General features: G+C 47.3%; 17 protein-coding genes and 1 pseudogene. 15 read left to right on the top strand and 3 right to left on the bottom strand.

What is annotated here, in order from left to right; all coding sequences use genetic code 11:
* Positions 1–267 precede the first annotated feature (267 nt).
* From EIM92_RS13045 to EIM92_RS13065, 5 genes are all read left to right on the top strand, one after another.
* Positions 268–2,214: a sensor domain-containing diguanylate cyclase gene (locus EIM92_RS13045; protein WP_125083006.1), complete on the top strand. Its 1,947-nt coding sequence runs from the start codon at positions 268–270 to the stop codon at positions 2,212–2,214.
* 139 nt (positions 2,215–2,353) lie between these two features.
* Positions 2,354–3,190 carry a hypothetical protein gene (locus EIM92_RS13050; RefSeq protein ID WP_125083007.1) on the top strand — a complete coding sequence of 279 codons (837 nt, stop codon included), beginning with the start codon at positions 2,354–2,356 and terminating at the stop codon, positions 3,188–3,190.
* Positions 3,191–3,349: 159 nt separating this feature from the next.
* Positions 3,350–4,465, top strand: a complete 1,116-nt coding sequence (locus EIM92_RS13055) for an aminopeptidase (protein WP_125083008.1) — start codon at positions 3,350–3,352, stop codon at positions 4,463–4,465.
* An 84-nt stretch (positions 4,466–4,549) separates the two neighbouring features.
* Positions 4,550–4,795, top strand: coding sequence for an HPr family phosphocarrier protein (locus tag EIM92_RS13060; RefSeq protein WP_125083009.1), 246 nt, complete (start codon positions 4,550–4,552; stop codon positions 4,793–4,795).
* A 214-nt stretch (positions 4,796–5,009) separates the two neighbouring features.
* On the top strand, positions 5,010–5,297 hold the full coding sequence (locus EIM92_RS13065; RefSeq protein ID WP_125083010.1) for an Fpa/YlaN family protein: 288 nt from the start codon (positions 5,010–5,012) through the stop codon (positions 5,295–5,297).
* A gap of 123 nt (positions 5,298–5,420) precedes the next feature.
* Here the strand turns inward: EIM92_RS13065 and EIM92_RS24220 are convergent.
* Positions 5,421–5,543 (bottom strand): annotated as a pseudogene (locus EIM92_RS24220) (calcium/proton exchanger); the annotation flags it as partial.
* A 332-nt stretch (positions 5,544–5,875) separates the two neighbouring features.
* Between EIM92_RS24220 and EIM92_RS13080 the strand changes: the two are divergent.
* On the top strand, positions 5,876–6,238 hold the full coding sequence (locus EIM92_RS13080; protein ID WP_125083011.1) for an Asp23/Gls24 family envelope stress response protein: 363 nt from the start codon (positions 5,876–5,878) through the stop codon (positions 6,236–6,238).
* 104 nt (positions 6,239–6,342) lie between these two features.
* Here the strand turns inward: EIM92_RS13080 and ftsW are convergent, their stop codons facing one another.
* Together ftsW and EIM92_RS13090 are read right to left on the bottom strand one after the other, a co-directional pair.
* Complete coding sequence (gene ftsW, locus EIM92_RS13085; RefSeq protein ID WP_125083012.1) at positions 6,343–7,584, bottom strand: putative lipid II flippase FtsW; 1,242 nt, start codon at positions 7,582–7,584, stop codon at positions 6,343–6,345.
* A gap of 10 nt (positions 7,585–7,594) precedes the next feature.
* Positions 7,595–7,936, bottom strand: a complete 342-nt coding sequence (locus tag EIM92_RS13090; protein WP_125083013.1) for a YugN family protein — start codon at positions 7,934–7,936, stop codon at positions 7,595–7,597.
* A 220-nt stretch (positions 7,937–8,156) separates the two neighbouring features.
* On the opposite strand from EIM92_RS13090, the gene EIM92_RS13095 reads away from it, so the two are divergent.
* From EIM92_RS13095 to EIM92_RS13135, 9 genes are all read left to right on the top strand, one after another.
* Complete coding sequence (locus tag EIM92_RS13095) at positions 8,157–9,326, top strand: M20 family metallopeptidase (protein WP_125083014.1); 1,170 nt, start codon at positions 8,157–8,159, stop codon at positions 9,324–9,326.
* Between the two features lie 87 nt (positions 9,327–9,413).
* Positions 9,414–9,836 (top strand): CBS domain-containing protein, encoded by a 423-nt coding sequence (locus EIM92_RS13100; RefSeq protein ID WP_125083015.1) that lies wholly within the window; start codon positions 9,414–9,416, stop codon positions 9,834–9,836.
* Between the two features lie 141 nt (positions 9,837–9,977).
* Complete coding sequence (locus EIM92_RS13105; protein WP_125083016.1) at positions 9,978–11,708, top strand: DNA repair helicase XPB; 1,731 nt, start codon at positions 9,978–9,980, stop codon at positions 11,706–11,708.
* A complete protein-coding gene (locus EIM92_RS13110; RefSeq protein WP_164515099.1) occupies positions 11,705–13,468 on the top strand; it encodes a helicase-associated domain-containing protein in 1,764 nt (587 codons plus the stop codon). Before EIM92_RS13105 ends, EIM92_RS13110 begins: the two co-directional genes overlap by 4 nt.
* A 128-nt stretch (positions 13,469–13,596) precedes the next feature.
* On the top strand, positions 13,597–14,034 hold the full coding sequence (locus EIM92_RS13115; RefSeq protein WP_125083018.1) for a YlbF/YmcA family competence regulator: 438 nt from the start codon (positions 13,597–13,599) through the stop codon (positions 14,032–14,034).
* A gap of 86 nt (positions 14,035–14,120) precedes the next feature.
* Positions 14,121–14,384 carry a YlbG family protein gene (locus tag EIM92_RS13120; RefSeq protein ID WP_125083019.1) on the top strand — a complete coding sequence of 88 codons (264 nt, stop codon included), beginning with the start codon at positions 14,121–14,123 and terminating at the stop codon, positions 14,382–14,384.
* Positions 14,385–14,622: 238 nt separating this feature from the next.
* A complete protein-coding gene (locus tag EIM92_RS13125; protein ID WP_125083020.1) occupies positions 14,623–15,060 on the top strand; it encodes a hypothetical protein in 438 nt (145 codons plus the stop codon).
* A 124-nt stretch (positions 15,061–15,184) separates the two neighbouring features.
* Positions 15,185–16,090, top strand: coding sequence for a selenium metabolism-associated LysR family transcriptional regulator (locus EIM92_RS13130; protein WP_125083021.1), 906 nt, complete (start codon positions 15,185–15,187; stop codon positions 16,088–16,090).
* A gap of 22 nt (positions 16,091–16,112) precedes the next feature.
* The gene (locus tag EIM92_RS13135) at positions 16,113–16,979 is read left to right on the top strand and encodes a PHP domain-containing protein (RefSeq protein ID WP_125083022.1); all 867 of its coding nucleotides are present in this window, start codon (positions 16,113–16,115) and stop codon (positions 16,977–16,979) included.
* Positions 16,980–16,995 lie beyond the last annotated feature (16 nt).

Raw genomic sequence — 16,995 nt, forward strand, 5'->3', positions numbered from 1 at the left:
TTGTATGAAAAGCGAGGTTTATGTCGATAGGGCTTTCGGCCTAAAATAATGTGGTAAAATGATGTGAATTTAATGCAAAAAGACAAGGAAGATAGTAAAATAAACATATAGTCACAGAAATCGGAATCGCAAAAGCAATCATAAAAGTGGAATGGAATTACAAGACGGAACTGACGACCATAGCAGCTGTACTAAATGGACAGAGTTGAATAGCTTAGGTTACCAATAAATCGCCGTATTTCAAGTGCGACGAAAAGGAGTTTTCCTATGGCCAAACAATCAAGAGATGACCCGATGATAGAACCAATTCCGAATTCTTCGCTGTCTATGTTATTTGAAGAAGCTAGCGAACATATGAGTTGGCTGGAGCAGCTTGATATTACAGAGCATGATTACTTATATATTGAACCATTCATTCAGAAAGGCTACGCCGATTGGAAGCAAGAGGTGTCTGAATTACCCGAAATTGGAGGGGCGCGGTGGTTTGTGGCCAATCATCAGGGAGCAATCCTTGAGGCGGATATGCCGATTCTGCCGCTCGTTGCAGAGACGCTGACCGCCAGCGTGCAAACTCTCCAGTGTGCCGTTAGGTCATTTGAGCAACACAGCTGTATTGCTGTTCCGGTTTTTACACGGACGAAAGGTCAATTGTTTACCATATTCGGCTGTGTGTTAGGAGAGGGGCTGGATGCAACGGTGTCTACTCTTCTGGTAAAAACGAATGCCCATTATTTTCGTGCGTGTTTTTACAAGAGAGTTGAAGCCTGGTTCGTGCTTGATTTGCTGACGATTCAGAAGCAGGCAAAACGTGAGGAGCATCGCCGCTCGATATTATTTCAGGCCGTTCAGAAGCTGCATGGCAAAATTGATGTTGACTCCATCTTGTCCGAAGTGTTTGAGAGAATTGCTGGAATGTACCCGGATGCCAAGGTGGAGCTATTGATGTCTCAGGATCATTTAAGCCGCGATCCGAGAGTGAAGTCCCTCCTGCTGCATGGGGAGCAGGAGCATGTATGCGTCCGGGCATTTATGGAAGGCAGAATGCTGCGTAAAGAACTTGAAGGCGCTGAAGGGGAGCCTTTTCTTGAAATTGGAGTACCGCTAATTGGCAAGCAGGGGGTCTACGGGGTGTTTCATTTGCTCCTGCCGCAGGATCAGGTGGAGGAAGTCGATTTACAGCTGATCAGTATGCTAGCCGACACGGCAGGAACGGCATTTGAAAATGCAAAGCTGTATGAGCAGTCCAATCTGTTAATTAGCGAACTACGGCTCATTAATGAACTGACTAAACGGTTGAATCAAAGTCTGCGTCCTAAGGAAGTATTTAAATTCGCAACTGAAGAATTGCTGTCGATCTTTAAGGCCGAATACTGCTGCATATCGCAAATTGCCAAAGAGAACGAGCATTTCGAAGTCATGTCTAGCAATGTACCGTCATTGTCCCAGAAAGAATTTTTTCCGAAGGATTATGGCTTTAGCGGTTTGGTCTACTCTACCCAAGAACCGATTATATTGTCCGATTATAAGGCTTATGGCAAATTTGCATCTAAATTAATGGAGGATACGGATTCCCGCTCCCTTATCGCGGCCCCTTTAATCGTAAGGGGAGAAGTGAACGGCGTCATCATGTTGTCTCACCGGGAAGAGCGATTTTTTTCATATGAGAATTACAAATTGCTGCAAGTTCTGGCTTCCCATATCGGACTAGCCATCGCCAATGCTTCTCTGCATGCCGAGGTGAGAAGAATGGCGAACCGGGATATGCTGACAGGACTGTATGCTCGCCATTACTTGGATGATACGATTCAAGAGTTTCAGAAGAAGGATAACAACGGTTCATTAATCATTGTTGATATTGACCAATTCAAGGGGGTCAATGATACGTATGGGCATCAAACGGGGGATCAAATACTGAAGCAAGTTTGCTCGGTCATTACTGGTACGATTCGCAAAACGGATATTGCCGCCCGGTGGGGCGGAGAGGAGTTGGCCTTGTATTTGCCGGGAGCGAGCATTGAACACGGCCATCAAATTGCAGAGATGATCCGTTTGCGGGTGGAGCAGGAGACAGAGCCCAGGGTGACCGTTTCCTGCGGCATTGCGGAATGGAATCGGGATGATGAGAAAATTAGCGTCGAATCGTTGTTTTATCAGGCGGACATGGCATTGTATAAGGCGAAAAATAACGGAAGAAATCAAACGCAAATAGGTTAATCATAGGAAATTTAAAGTAAGAACTGCCTCACAGTGTGAGGCAGTTTTTGCGATTTTCAGTGAATAGATTCTTGGGGCAGGGACAGCCTACAGCTAACAGTGTATAAACAGTGTATAGCCCGAAGGGAGGAAACAGCAGATGAGTATGAGTCTACTTCACAGGTTCATCCTGACGAGCTTTTGCTTTCTAACCGTAATTATGATGTCGTCCTGCGGATTACAAGAAGCCGAGACCGGCGAAGAATGGTTTAATCAGACTTGGTCTGGCTTGGCTGGTGTTGACACTTTGACTTTTCAGGGCCAGGCTGCACTGTGGCGCGGGGAGCAAAGGGTGCTGGAGCAAAATTTGAGTTATACCGGAAAGTTGGATGACCATCATCGTCTGACGATACGAACGGTGTTATCGGAAGGAGATCCGAGAAGCCTGCTGGCATTTGGGCAACGTACGGGGGAAGTATACGAGACGAAGCTTCAGGCGGTTGAACGGCGTTGGCACATCGAGTCTGATGAAGAGGCTCTCGGTAAAGGCTTGGCAAGGCTAAATCCCCTGGAACAGCTGGAGCATATCCGCAAGGCAAGCAAATCGGTTAAGCTGGAAAGCGGGGCGGCGAGAGGAACAAAAGTGCTGCGCATTGAGCTCGAACCCCAAGATGCTCTTGCTTTGATTAGTGGAGAGCTGGAAGAGGAAATGAGTCAGGTTAAACAGAAATACGAGGGGAAGCTGGCAAAACTACCTGACGCGCAGCAGGCAAAGTTAGCGAGCCAGGCGGAGCGAGTATGGAGCGCCGGGCGGGACCAGCTTGTGCAAATGCTGGATCAAGCCGAATTCCAAACGGTCTACCACCTGACCATCAATGCCAAGACTGGCCTCCCGGTTCGCTTGACCTTGGAATCCAAAGCAGCCTATTTAAGTCCGCAAGGAGTTTCGCAGCAGGAAATATTGCGGACGGATAATCGATTTGCTGACTATAAATAACGACAGAAGCATTATCGAATCAATCCTTGATCTCTTGGAAGAGAATGGGCCATCGTGCTACAATAGAGAATGAATTTACCACTGTTCAACTAGAGAAGCAGCGCCTTATCCTAGTTTATCAGATGCTGCTTATGTAAATCAGAGGAGGCGTATGTCTGTATGCGAGATCCAAGAATACAGAAATTGGCAGAGAATTTGGTTGGATATTCAGTCAATGTTCAACCAGGAGAGAATGTGCTTGTTGAAATGATCGGTAATGAACGGGATTTACTGATCGCGATCATCGAAGAGGTTGGCAAAAAGGGCGGGAATGCTTTCGTTGAACTAACCGACCGAACGGTGCAACGTTCACTTTTCAAATATGCAAGTGAAGAGCAAATGAGAACGTGGGCAGAGATTGATCTGAACCGGATGAAACAGATGGATTGTTATATCGGCATCCGTGCAGGTACGAATGTAAACGAGCTGTCTGATGTTCCAGAAGATAAAATGAAGCTTTACAATTCACTCTACTCTCATCCGGTACATAGTGAGCAGCGAGTGAAGCATACGAAGTGGGTCGTTCTTCGTTACCCGAATGCTAGTATGGCACAATTGGCCAATACTAGCACTGAAGCATTCGAGAATTTTTATTTCGATGTGTGCAATCTGGATTATGCTAAGATGGATCGGGCTCAGGACGCGTTGGCTGATTTAATGAAACGTACGGACAAAGTCCGGATAACTGGTCCAGGTACTGATTTGTCCTTCTCCATTAAAGGGATAGGAGCCATTAAATGTTCAGGAGAGCACAACATCCCAGACGGTGAAGTCTACACCGCGCCGGTAAGAGACTCCGTAAATGGAACGATCAGTTATAATACGCCTACTTTGTATAATGGAATTACGTTCGAGAACATTAAATTCCGTTTCGAGAAGGGGAAGATCGTTGAGGCAACCAGCAACGATACGGACAACCTGAATAAAATTTTGGATACGGACGACGGCTCCAGATTTATCGGTGAGTTTGCGATCGGATTTAATCCTTATATTTTGCATCCGATGAAGGATATTCTGTTCGATGAGAAGATTGCCGGCAGCCTTCATTTCACGCCAGGGCAAGCTTATGAGGAAGCGTTTAATGGGAACAAATCGTCGATCCACTGGGATTTGGTGCTGATTCAACGTCCGGAATATGGCGGCGGGGAGATTTATTTCGATGATGTACTCATCCGCAAAGATGGCATTTTTGTATTGCCGGAACTAGAAGGATTGAATCCGGAGAACTTGAAATAAACGATAATTGAACTTGCTAGGGAAGCGGATTCAATGTATCATGGTAATATATTTATTCCAAAGTGAGACGCGGAGGGATTCTAAGTGGCGAACAACAATCAAGCGGTAGTTGAAATTGCCCAAACAGCGGGCAAATTTGCATCATCGATCGTTCTTCAAGCAGACAATAAGTATATTGATGTAAAGAGTATTTTGGGTCTCTTCACGACGCTCGTGAACACGCAAAGCTATGAATTGCACGTTCACGGACCAGATGCGGACGAAGCGAAGGCAGCCGTATCCGAAGTTTTTAAGAAGCATGGTTTGAACGTGAAGGTCGTAGCCGAATAAGATTCGTTCAAAGAAGCACTCTTGCCGCTTACAGGCAGGAGTGCTTTTTTTGAGAATTTGTGTCTTTTGGCATAGTTGTGGCAAATATCATATCTATTTGGAGACACTTGGGAAGCGGATTATTTTGAGAGGTTCTTGTATTGGCTTCCGATTTCGTCTAATATTAAGAATAGAGTAGATGAGATCGACTTTATGGACATAGGGGGGAAGAAACATGACTTCATCTGATTTGCAGGAGCAACTGAATCTGAAAGCATTAAATCTTCTGCAGGAAGATGCAGATAAAATACAGAAGCTGATCGAAGTACAGATGGAGAACCTGGCTACGCGTTACTGCCCTCTCTATGAGGAAGTATTGGATACCCAGATGTACGGTTTCTCCAGACAGGTTGATTATGCGGTTCGTGTCGGGCTCATTCAAGAATTAACAGGCAAACAGCTTGTGAATAAGCTGGAACGAAATTTAGCTCTGTTATACGAAGCGATGAACAATAGAGAGTAGCCTGTTTAGTAGTAGACAGGCTTACATACTAACAGAAAGCGTACAAGCTGTGAGAGCCACATGCTGTACGCTTTTTTATTTTTATCCTGTTATATTTGGTTTTAAGCATTGCCCGCCATCCTGTCAAACGAGGAAGAATGAAACACCGAGAATCGCGTAGACAGTAAGTAAAAGCAAACCTTCGTACCAGTTCGTCTGCCCATCTTGGGTAATCGATTTGGCGATGAAGACCGATACGCCAATGGCTGCGCTTTACCAAGAAATCCGGCAACGAAGATGACGGAAATAGCGGATATGATAAACTGCAAAGTGGCTGACCAATGTAAGTAATGTCCTACGGCACTGAGTATAAAGAAAATCATTAATAGAGACGGCGTCAAATATTTTCGCATTTGCATCATGGCTCCTCGGCTTGAGTGAAATGGGGTTGCGGATAGTATAACAATACGAATTGAGTTCAAATTAGTATAACCATTTCGTGGAAATAAAAACGATGCAAAAAAAGAATATTCCCCATTTGCTTTAAAAGAGCGAAGGATTTACAATAAATAATAATGAGGTTGAAGGAGGAATGAACCATGACCGAACAATTACAGTTAGATAATGGGCTTATTCGAATTTCAGATGACGTCGTTGCCAAAATCGCTGGGATGGCTGCCCTCGAAACACCGGGAATCGCAGCAATGTCCGGTGGCTTGTCCGAGGGATGGGCGAAGCGGTTAAGTGGCAAGAACGTGCAAAAAGGCGTCACCGTAGAAGTCGGTCAGTTGGAAGCAGCAATCGATCTCCGTATTATTGTGCTGTATGAGACGCCGATTCATGAGGTATGTCGCATGTTGCAGCAGAATGTCCGTGAAGCAGTCGAAAGCATGACAGGACTTAAAGCCGTGGAAGTCAATGTGAAAGTAGAGGGCGTTGCATTTAAGGATGATGAAATCTAACAGTGCAGCGGTTTCGGTACATAGATGGTTTGTGGCAATCTGACCGAACCTGGAATTAAGAAGAAGACTACGGATTCCCGTAGTCTTCTTTCGATTTTATACGATTAGCGTGAATATCTCGAATTCCCCGGTCCACGGGAGGCTTCCTTTACAACGATGGATTTGGTTCGCTCCTGCTTTACAGGAAGAGAGGAGTCGCGCGAGATGCTGAGCACGATGCCCATCGCTCCCATCATAACGAGTAGAGAGGAGCCGCCGTAGCTTATGAATGGCAGAGTCACCCCTGTTATAGGAATCGTACGCGTTACGCCCCCAATGTTGACAAAGGCTTGAATAGCGATCAGTCCCATAATGCCTACGCCTGTTAACAAGCCGAACGTACTTGAGCAGCGCAGTGAGACAAGGAGACCCCTCCATATAAAATAGATGTACAACAATAGGAAAATAATGCTGCCAATGAACCCGAATTCTTCACCAATGACCGAGAAAATAAAGTCATTATAGGCATTCGGGAGGTAGTGTAGCTTTTGAATGCCTTGGCCGAAGCCTGCCCCTGTCACGCCGCCATGTCCAAGTGCGGTCAAGGAATGGATAATGTTATACCCTGTATGCTGCGGATCCGCCCAAGGGTTAATGAATGATGTAATTCGTCCTACTCTATAGCTGCTGCCCATTTGTTTTTCGCTTGGATTGATTTGCTCCAAGAGGGCACCGGCACCGAGTACGATGCTGGCTCCAAGAATAAGCAAAGCGATAGAACCTAAGATATGTTTCAAGTTTGCTCCGCCGGCAAATATAATCAGGCCTGCGGTAGCGACTAGAATCATGCATGAGCCAAAATCGGGCTGTAGCATGATAAGACCAGCCACAAAGCCGACGATGACCATTACGGGAATGTAGCCTGTTCTTAAATCCCGAAAACGATCCCCTTTTTTCGAAATCAGGGCAGCCAGATAAAGTATTGTAGCTATCTTGGCCAGCTCGGTAGGTTGAACGCCGAGGCCGAAAATCATAAACCAGCTTCTTGCCCCAAAGATATCATCAGCTAAAATTGGCACAAGTATGAGCATAATGATAGTTACAATAAAAACGGGAATAAAAAGCTTTTTGAACTTGTCATAAGGAATGTTCATCGTAATGAACATAAGAATCAGGCCGACTCCTCCGAATGCTATTTGACGTTTTGTGAAATACATCAAATCATAACCAAATTTCTCACTTACCAAAGTAATGCTGGAGCTGGAGCTGAACACCATGACAATCCCGAAGCCAACCAATAACAAGGTGAGAATAAGCAGTTGAAAATCGGGAGCTCCGCGTTTGGGCTCTGATTTGCTGTCTCTCATGCCAAGATCCTTAGGCTTCTAGGAGTTGTTTTAGTTCAGTTAGCTTAAGGTTGGCTGTCTTCTGCACGAATGCCGGAATTTCCGATTCGTATTCTAGACCATGCGGGAATGTGGCACGTCCGATATAGACGGCTTCAACTTCCAATACCGTGTCAGGACGCTCCAATTTGCCCTCAATGGCACGGGTGTTGATACGAAGGAAGTATTCGTTGTCATTTGATTCTATTTTGTAATCGTATGTAGCCCGGTAATATTCCCATTGCCAGCGAATAAACCCGACTTTCTCAGCAGATTCGTCCAAATAGGACAAGTCGCTCTTTAATCCGTTTAAACCGGTATTTTCGAGAATCATCGTGTAAAATGCCTCCTTAAAAGTTCTTCTCTCATGATATTATGTTTCAATCACTTGTGCAAGCATAGGAAACGCTTCAAAATAGTGAGGTGACGCTGTTTGTTGCTAATTGCAACATATTGGGGGCTCGAGATTTCTGATACAATAATACTTAATGTTTGACGGCAGGCTTGTTGCCGTTAATTGGGTACGTTATTGACCAAGAAGGAAGTGGAATTCAATGATACAGGAAACGCTAAAAACGTTCTTTCCGGCTATGGTTGAACGGAGGCGGTATTTGCATCGATATCCGGAATTGTCATTTCAAGAGCAGAAGACATCGGCCTATGTTGCAGATGAGCTGAGGAAGCTCGGCTTGGATATAGTTACAGGTGTTGGCGGGAACGGAGTCATTGGAACCATTAAGGGGCAATTACCCGGTAAAACGGTCGCGCTTCGCGCAGACATGGATGCGCTACCGATTCAAGATGAGAAGGCTTGCGAGTATGCTTCACAGGTTCCGGGTGTGATGCACGCTTGCGGACACGATGGACATACTTCGGTATTGCTCGCTGTGGCCGAGTATTTCAGCGTCCGAAAAGAGACGCTGAAAGGTGAAATACGCCTTCTATTTCAGCCGGCCGAGGAAGTATGTCCCGGAGGGGCGCTTTCGATGATTAAGGATGGTGCGCTGAATGGAGTCGACGTCATTTACGGCGTGCATTTATGGACACCGATTCCGGTCGGTACGACAGCTAGCAGACCTGGGGCGTTTATGGCTTCGACAGATGAATTTTTTATCGAGCTGACTGGAAGAGGAGGACACGGCGGAATGCCGCATACCGCGGTAGACAGCGTTGTGGCAGGGGCGGCGTTAGTGCTTCAACTGCAAAGCGTCGTCAGTCGCTCTGTCAATCCACTCGATCCCGCGGTCCTTACGGTCGGCTCGATTCGTGGCGGGACAGCTCAGAACGTAATTGCGGATACCTGTCGATTGGCGGGAACGGTTCGCTGCTTCCATGAGGAGACGCGGAAGACAATTCGCGAACGAATTGAGCAGTTGGCCCATGGAACGGCACAAGCTTATGGAGCGGGCGCGTTCATCGATTATATGGCCGGTTATCCGAGCCTCGTAAATCATCGGGAAGAATTCGAGAGATTTCAACATATTGCGGCGACAGAAGTCGGGCTTACCGTAGAGCATTCTCCGCAAATTATGCCTGCTGAGGATTTTGCTTATTATTTGCAGCAGGTTCCGGGCTGCTTCATGCTCGTAGGGGCCGGAAATCCCGAAAAAAACGCTGTTTATCCGCATCATCATCCGAAATTTGATTTTGATGAAGAAGCGATGCTTCATGCAGCGAGCCTCTTGATCGCGATGACCCAGGCCTTTCAATCGGATCGGCAATAATGCGAAATTGCTTTTATTCTAAATTGCCGAGTGATGAATAATATTGCTGCCTCCTAGGAAATCTAAAAATCATGGAGGGATGGCATAATGAGAAAAGTAAAGGATATCATGACAGATCAAGTAGTTACTGTATCGCCGCAAGATAATATATATGAAGTCGCGGTAAAAATGAAGGATCATGACACGGGCTTCATTCCTGTAGTAGAGGATGGAAGTCGGCTGATCGGCGTTATTACTGACCGCGATCTCGTCATTCGCGCGATTGCGGAGAAGCATCCCGGTTCAACTGCGGTAGAGACGGTGATGACTCGGGGGATCCGCGCTGCATCACCGGACACTCGGGTCGATGATGCGGCTGAATTGATGGCTGAACAGCAAATTCGCCGCCTGCCTGTAACGGAGGGGGAGCGATTGATCGGTGTAGTCTCGATCGGGGATTTAGCTGTACGTAATAATTTTGCTGATGAAGCAGGGGAGGCGCTTAGCGAGATTTCTCATCAAGTTCACTAAATTTATTTTCTGCCCTGAGCAAATTTAAGAGAAGGAGTTCGCATAATGCTTGCGGGCTTCTTCTTTTCCATATCGCATTTTGTTAAGTCATGCTGAATACAAAGCAACTTAAGAACGGTCCTAGAAGAAGGGGGCATTGTTATGGATGGAACGGGAGCGTGTATCGTGCAGCGTGATTTTACCGTGCTGCTGGAAAAGGAGCATCCTGGTTTTGAACAAGCCAAATTGCAGCTGGCTCGTTTCGCAGAGCTGGTCAAGAGCCCGGCTTTGTTTCATACATACCGAATTACGCCGCTTTCGCTGTGGAATGCGGCTGCAAGTGGATGGACTGCGGATGATGTGGTGGAGCGGCTGCGAAATTTGGCGAGATGGGAGGTGCCTGGCAAGGTGGTCTCGGATATACGCACCTGGATATCCCGCTATGGTTCGCTAGCTCTGGTTAAATCTCAGGATGCGCCGAATACGTTCTGTCTTAAAATCCGTGGCACGGATCCATCGCTGCTCCGGCAGTTGGAGAAGGAGCCCGCCCTAACTCCGTTTAGACTGGAGCGGGATGGCAGCAGGCTGCACTTTCCGGCTGTATTCCGCGGTCTGCTCAAGCAAGAAATGGCCCGGCTTGGTTACCCGATCATCGATGAGGCGGGTTACCATAGTGGACACACTCTGTCGCTTGCCCTTCGATCAGTGCTTCCCAACGGTCAACCATTTGCCCTAAGAGATTATCAAGTGGAAGGGGTTCAGGCGTTTGCAGGATCGATAACTTCGGACGGATACCAAGGTAACGGGGGCAGTGGAGTTATTGTACTACCGTGCGGAGCCGGGAAGACGGTCATTGGAATCGCTGCGCTTGAACGCCTGCAGTGCGAGACACTGATCTTAACCTCGAACGTCACTTCTGTGCGGCAATGGATCGCCGAAATATGCCAGAAGACAACGTTAGCACGTGAGGAAGTCGGGGAGTATTCTGGAGACATGAAACAGGTACGGCCTGTCACGGTGTCGACCTATCAGATTTTGACCCATCGGCATAGGAAAGAGGAAGAGTTCAGGCATATGAGCTTGTTTAACGAGAGGGATTGGGGACTGATTATTTACGATGAGGTTCATTTACTCCCGGCGCCCGTATTTCGTGCTACGGCAGACATTCAGGCGACGAGGCGCCTTGGATTGACGGCAACGCTCGTTCGGGAGGACGGGTGCGAGCGAGACGTATTCTCGCTCATCGGGCCGAAACTGTATGAGGTTCCCTGGCGCGACCTGGAGAAATGCGGCTATATCGCTAAGGTTGAATGCCAGGAAATTCAGGTCGCGATGTCTCCTTCCCTTAGAGAGGAATATGAAGCCGCCCAAGGACGCGATAAGTTTCGAATAGCGGCAGAAAATCCCCGAAAAATAGTCTGGCTACAAAAATTGCTTCGTCTGCATGAAGACCGGCAAGTTTTAATCATCGGCCAATATTTGCAGCAGCTGACCCAGGTGGCCGGAGTTCTGCATGCTCCGCTGATTACCGGAAGCACGCCACAGGAGGAGCGAGTCCGGTTGTTTCAGGGTTTTCGCGAACGGCGATTTCAAGTGCTCGTCGTGTCTAAGGTTGCTAACTTTGCGGTGGATCTCCCGGATGCATCCGTGGCTGTGCAAATATCGGGCAGCTTCGGCTCAAGGCAGGAGGAGGCGCAGCGACTAGGTCGGATATTGCGCCCGAAAGCAACGGGAGATGTCGCGTATTTCTATAGTTTAGTATCAGTGGACAGCAGGGAGCAGCACTTTGCTTTGCGTCGGCAGCTGTTTCTCGTAGAGCAGGGATATGAATACTCTATCCGCCCCGATGACGTATCCTGCTTAGATGCTGTCTCCCGGAGGGAGGTGCTTTGAAATTGCAGGGCTATCATCAGTACAACGAGCCCTTCGCAGGGAAGGGGACTCGGAAGTGGAATATAAATGACAGTCATCACGACCTAAAGGATCTGGCGCTGCCTGCACGTTGTGCCCTAGAATTGATCTTTCGCCAGTTCGCCGGAGTCCCCTTTAAGCTGGAGCATTTGTCCAAGGCTGCCAATGGCCGGATAACACCTGCTGATTTACGGGCAGCAATTCCAGAGTTACTTCGTCAGCAATATATAGTTTCCGTATGCAAAGCCTGGGGCGACCGCTTATACTTCATTCCTCAGGAGCTTCTGTACCTGCTTCAACAATATTGGATCAGACCAGGGCTTACGCCGAGGAGCAGCTGCGATGTAAGGCTTGTGAAGGAAGCCAAGCGGGGGCTGGCATTGGATTTGTTCCGGAGTCTCGTCTGGATCGCCTGTAATGAGCTTCCAATTACGGCTAAAGGAACTATTCATCAAAGAGTCTTGACAAAATTAAGTCAGCAAATTGCACTAAGGCAAGAGGATGTGAAGGGCTTGGCCCTTAAATATCCTCATCAGGATGTTTACCCAGAGCATATCGCTATCATGCTAGATATGCTGCTCGAGCTCAACATAATCAATCAGGGTTTAAAGGTATGGGAACTGAATGTGCACGAGCTCGGTCTGTGGTTTAACCTAGATCTAGCCGAGATGAACGAAGTGCTTTATCAAAGGGTTCTATTGAAATTTGTCCCGGCGGACACGGAGCTGCAGCATTTTGTTTTTGTTTTATCGTCGCTTGAATGGCTAGAAGGCGAATGGTATTCGTATGAAAGGTTCATTACTTGGCTTCAAGAGGAACGTCTGCTTCGTCCGGAGATTTCCGAGGACCGGCAAAACTGGATGTGGAGCTGGGTGGAGGCTATGTGCGGGTTCGGCTGGCTGGAGCTGGGCTGCGACCATGCTGGCGGTCATGCTTTTCGCTGGATGTATAGACCTCGGGGCAAGGGATTATCCCCGTCTGCTAGTGCTAAGCCAAGTGAGGATGGACAAACAAATATCCGATTTTACATTCAACCGGATTTCGAAATAATTGTGCCCCCGGAGGTGCCATTTGCTGTTCGCTGGGAGCTGGAGGTCTTCACCGAAAGCGTTGTGACAGACCGCCTGTCCATTTACCGGATTACAAACGATAGTGTTGCTAAGGGGATTCGCTTGGGCCGCTCTCGGGCAGACATATTGTGTTATCTGCATCGATACTCCGCAGGGATTCCAAATAATATAGCCAGTGCATTAGAGGAATGGGGGAGTGAAAAGGGAAAGCCGGGGAATGAAGTGATTTTTCCAAAACTTGATTCTCCTACATCAGGGGCCTGGGAACAAAAAGGGAATCTGTCCGAAGCGGTGATTCCGTGGGGCATCCTCTTTTGTGGGGAAAATATGGCTGCCTGCCGCCTATATGATGCCATTCCTGAGAAGGCTGAATTATTTCCGGGTTTAGAGCAGATTCCTGGAATGTGGCTTAAGATGGCGAGAATCTACCATCCTTCCACGGCCCGACAATTGGTAAGCCAAGCGATACAATGGCAAACGCTGCTTGTACTGCAGATTTGCGGAGAAATGGTCGAGTACCTCCCAAGCCGTTTAGAGGGTGGGGAGGATTGGAGGGTATCTGGAAAATTGTTCACACCCTTCGATCCTGAGGGATATGAGGCTATGCTGGCTCCGAAGGATTGGGAGAACATGTACATACAGCTTCCGGAGATCGACAATAGCTTGGGATAGAAGGCAATCGCAATGAAACCCTTCTGCTCAGAAACTGAATATGTTATTATAATGGAGTCTACTGAAAACTTAATTTGCAGGAATAATATTTGAAGTAGACCATTCTATATAGAATCGAGTTGAAATTCATGAGCGTAACCGAGCTAAAGACGGTCGACATGGCCGAACTTTTGACATGCGCCTATGAATTAGGCGATATGATAAACAATTCTACCGTGGTTTCAGAATATTTGTTCTGGAAGAGACGGGTGGAGGAGGACCCGGAAATTCAGGTTTACAAGAGAAAGCTTGCTGCGCAGAAAGAGCTTTTTGAGGAGACTCAGCGTTTTGGTCACTTCCATCCTAATTACCATGAGGCGAAAGACAAAGTCGCCGAGGTGGAGAAGGAGCTGGAGCAGTTCGAGGCCGTACGCAATTTCAAAGCGGCAGAGAAAGAACTAGATGAATTATTGCATCAAATGTCGGAGACGATTGCTTATGCCGTATCCGACACGATTAAGGTGCCGAGCAATGATCCCAATCCGATCGGCGGCTGTGGAAGCGGTGGGAAGTGCAGTTGTGGATAGGGCAGCCGGATTTTCCATCGGTGAACTAGGAATGAATTGCATCGCAGGCGCAAATGATGAATGGGCGACGAAATAGGGGGGGTCACATGTTTCCGGAACGTACAGGCTATATTATTTGGGTAAGCGATTTAAAGGCGGCAAGAAATTTGGAGAAGTACGGGAGCGTGCATTATTTATCCCGACGAATGCATTACGTCGTCATGTATGTAAATACCGATCGAGCAGAAGACATTATGCGAAATATCCGTAAGCTATCTTATGTTCGCAAGATTGAACGATCCTACCGCAATGAAATAAAGACGGAATATAAGAGAGAAGTTCCAGATAAGACGCAGTATTATGGACTTTAGGTTTTTTTAATATGAAAATTTATAGCCCGTTTGGTGTAAACCTTACAAGAACGACGACGGGATTAATGATGAGCGCCCCTAGGGCGCTCATTATTTTTTTAGATGAGATTATCTTTTCGGTAAAATTTAGTTCTAAGATAAACGCCTCCCTTGTAGAATAATGGAAAGTGATGTATGATTATAGGTAAATATACTTAGTCACAAAGACCTATCAACTACAAGACATGAGGTGTGCGTCATGAGAGACAAGGTTACGGAGCGATGGGGAACTTACGAGGCTTTTCACGTAACTTTAGGCGATAAGAGAGTCTCCGATATCGTGATCACTAACCATGCCATGATGCGGTATCGCGACAGAATAGATCGTACGAATAAAGGATTTGAGAAAATAGCTGGCTGGGCTTGGGAATGTCTCAAGCAGGGACGTATCAAACATTATTATCGCAATGAAGAAGATGTTTATTTGGTAGACGATGATTTGGTGATGGTCGCTGAGTTTGCTGAAATTCCCGGCGAGTATGATTTGGTCGGGAGACCTATGCATCGAATGATTATCGTTACGTTTTTGGGGCGTATGTCCGAAACGATTGAACTTCGAGACCTCAGATCCTATTATTCCTGGCTTAGGCATTCGCGGCGCATGACGCTGATCAAGAACAGCCGTAAACGGAGATAAGTATGAATCCGGCTAGTTCTGGTAAGAGGAAGCTTAAATAAAAAGAGCAGACACGATAAGAGTGTTTGCTTTTTTTGTTGGTCTAGACATGCTATGGTATTGGATAAGAAGGAGTGAAGTCAAGATGGCCTTGAATTATCACCAATTACATATTTTTTATACTGTCGCCCAGCGAGGTAGCTTTTCAGCGGCCGCTCAGGCACTACATATGACACAACCTGCGGTAACAATGCAAATTCAATCGTTAGAGGATTATTTCGGCACGAAGCTGCTGGTTAGATCGACGAAGCGTATTGACTTGACTGAAGCGGGAAAAGCTCTATATCCGTATGCACAAAAAAGCATTGAATTGATGCGCGAGACCGAAAAGGCGATGTCGCAGTTTACCTCCATGCTGGAGGGCCGTCTGCTGCTCGGTTCCAGCCTCACGATTGGGGAATATGTTCTTCCACGATTGTTGGGGCCGTTTGGACGCCAATATCCGCATATTTCGATTGTGCTGAAAGTAATGAATACGACGCAGATTATTGATGAAATCGTCAGCCATCAGCTTAATTTCGGACTGGTTGAGGCTCCGGTGCATCATCCGGATATGATATCTGAACCAGTTATGGAAGATGAGTTGAAGCTGGTCGTGCCTGCCGGACACCCGCTTTCCAGCAAAGGTAAGTTGAGGCTGGAGGAAGTGCTGTCTTATCCATTCGTTCTTCGGGAGAAAGGGTCTGGAACCCGTCAGGTTATGGAAGAACAATTGGAGCGCAGCGGCATCGATCTCGGCGAACTGGATATCGTGATGGAGCTTGGAAGCACGGGCGCTGTAAAATCGGCGGTCGAGGCGGGCTTTGGGCTTACTTTTTTATCGCCCTCATCTGTGAAGCATGAACTAGCTCTCGGATTACTGAATGTACTGGAGATCGAGAATGTAACGTTTAAGCGGCAATTTTATTCGATTCACTTGAAGTCTACGCTGCTTCCGGTATCTGCAGTTACGTTTTTAACTTTTTTACGGGAACAGAAGCTTCCTTTGTAATAATGTTAAGGAGGGATTGGCAATGAATGATACTGCACTTCGAAATCTATACGATCTGCACACTCACACTCGGGCTTCCGATGGCATGAACGCTCCGGCGGAAAATGTACGTTTGGCTAAAGAAAAGGGCTTAGCAGGAATAGCGATAACAGATCATGACACAGTTGCGGGGATTGAAGAGGCGTTTGAGACCGGACAGCAATATGGCATTACGGTAGTTCCTGGCGTTGAAATCAGTACCGTAGCAGATGGACGTGATATTCATGTGCTGGGCTATTATATCGATATCGCGGATAAGAAACTGCTAAGCAGGCTTCAGAAGCTGAGAGCTACGCGTGAGATCCGTAATGATCTGATTCTGGAAAATCTTCAATCTTTAGGAATGCCGCTGACGCTACAAGAAATCAAGGACGGGCTCGGCCGCCCGCTTCACCCCGATGAGAGCATCGGCCGCCCGCATATCGCCGATGCCCTGGTTCGCAAAGGCTATGCCGATAATATGCGAGATGCCTTCGATCGTTATCTCGGTGAAGGTAAGCCGGCATATGCAAGTGTCCCAAGGATATCGCCGGAGGAAGCGATGCAATGGATTCGAGAGGCGGGAGGCGCTCCCGTGCTGGCCCATCCCGGTTTGTATGGGGATGATGAGCTGGTCAAACGAATTATTGCCAGCGGGCAGCCCGTGGGAATTGAAGTATACCACTCCGATCATGGTGTGAGTGAGGAACAGCGTTATTTAGAAATCGCTAGTCAATTTAACTTAGTTCCGACCGCCGGCTCCGATTATCACGGCGTAAGGCAGGGCATTGTATTTCACGGGGACATCGGTTCGCGTTCGGTGCCGCTGCGCGTTTTGGATGAGTTGCGTGTCCGTGCGGGAAGCAAATAGAACAAACCTAAAAAAT

The sequence above is a fragment of the Paenibacillus lentus genome (assembly GCF_003931855.1).
Lineage (GTDB): Bacteria > Bacillota > Bacilli > Paenibacillales > Paenibacillaceae > Fontibacillus > Fontibacillus lentus.

What these genes read in the sequence shown, in the direction of transcription:
- EIM92_RS13045 (WP_125083006.1), top strand. Translation starts at nt 268, where the DNA reads ATGGCCAAACAATCAAGAGATGACCCGATGATAGAACCAATTCCGAAT.
- EIM92_RS13050 (WP_125083007.1), top strand. Translation starts at nt 2,354, where the DNA reads ATGAGTATGAGTCTACTTCACAGGTTCATCCTGACGAGCTTTTGCTTT.
- EIM92_RS13055 (WP_125083008.1), top strand. Translation starts at nt 3,350, where the DNA reads ATGCGAGATCCAAGAATACAGAAATTGGCAGAGAATTTGGTTGGATAT.
- EIM92_RS13065 (WP_125083010.1), top strand. Translation starts at nt 5,010, where the DNA reads ATGACTTCATCTGATTTGCAGGAGCAACTGAATCTGAAAGCATTAAAT.
- EIM92_RS13080 (WP_125083011.1), top strand. Translation starts at nt 5,876, where the DNA reads ATGACCGAACAATTACAGTTAGATAATGGGCTTATTCGAATTTCAGAT.
- ftsW (WP_125083012.1), bottom strand. Translation starts at nt 7,584, where the DNA reads ATGAGAGACAGCAAATCAGAGCCCAAACGCGGAGCTCCCGATTTTCAA.
- EIM92_RS13090 (WP_125083013.1), bottom strand. Translation starts at nt 7,936, where the DNA reads ATGATTCTCGAAAATACCGGTTTAAACGGATTAAAGAGCGACTTGTCC.
- EIM92_RS13095 (WP_125083014.1), top strand. Translation starts at nt 8,157, where the DNA reads ATGATACAGGAAACGCTAAAAACGTTCTTTCCGGCTATGGTTGAACGG.
- EIM92_RS13100 (WP_125083015.1), top strand. Translation starts at nt 9,414, where the DNA reads ATGAGAAAAGTAAAGGATATCATGACAGATCAAGTAGTTACTGTATCG.
- EIM92_RS13105 (WP_125083016.1), top strand. Translation starts at nt 9,978, where the DNA reads ATGGATGGAACGGGAGCGTGTATCGTGCAGCGTGATTTTACCGTGCTG.
- EIM92_RS13115 (WP_125083018.1), top strand. Translation starts at nt 13,597, where the DNA reads ATGAGCGTAACCGAGCTAAAGACGGTCGACATGGCCGAACTTTTGACA.
- EIM92_RS13120 (WP_125083019.1), top strand. Translation starts at nt 14,121, where the DNA reads ATGTTTCCGGAACGTACAGGCTATATTATTTGGGTAAGCGATTTAAAG.
- EIM92_RS13125 (WP_125083020.1), top strand. Translation starts at nt 14,623, where the DNA reads ATGAGAGACAAGGTTACGGAGCGATGGGGAACTTACGAGGCTTTTCAC.
- EIM92_RS13130 (WP_125083021.1), top strand. Translation starts at nt 15,185, where the DNA reads ATGGCCTTGAATTATCACCAATTACATATTTTTTATACTGTCGCCCAG.
- EIM92_RS13135 (WP_125083022.1), top strand. Translation starts at nt 16,113, where the DNA reads ATGAATGATACTGCACTTCGAAATCTATACGATCTGCACACTCACACT.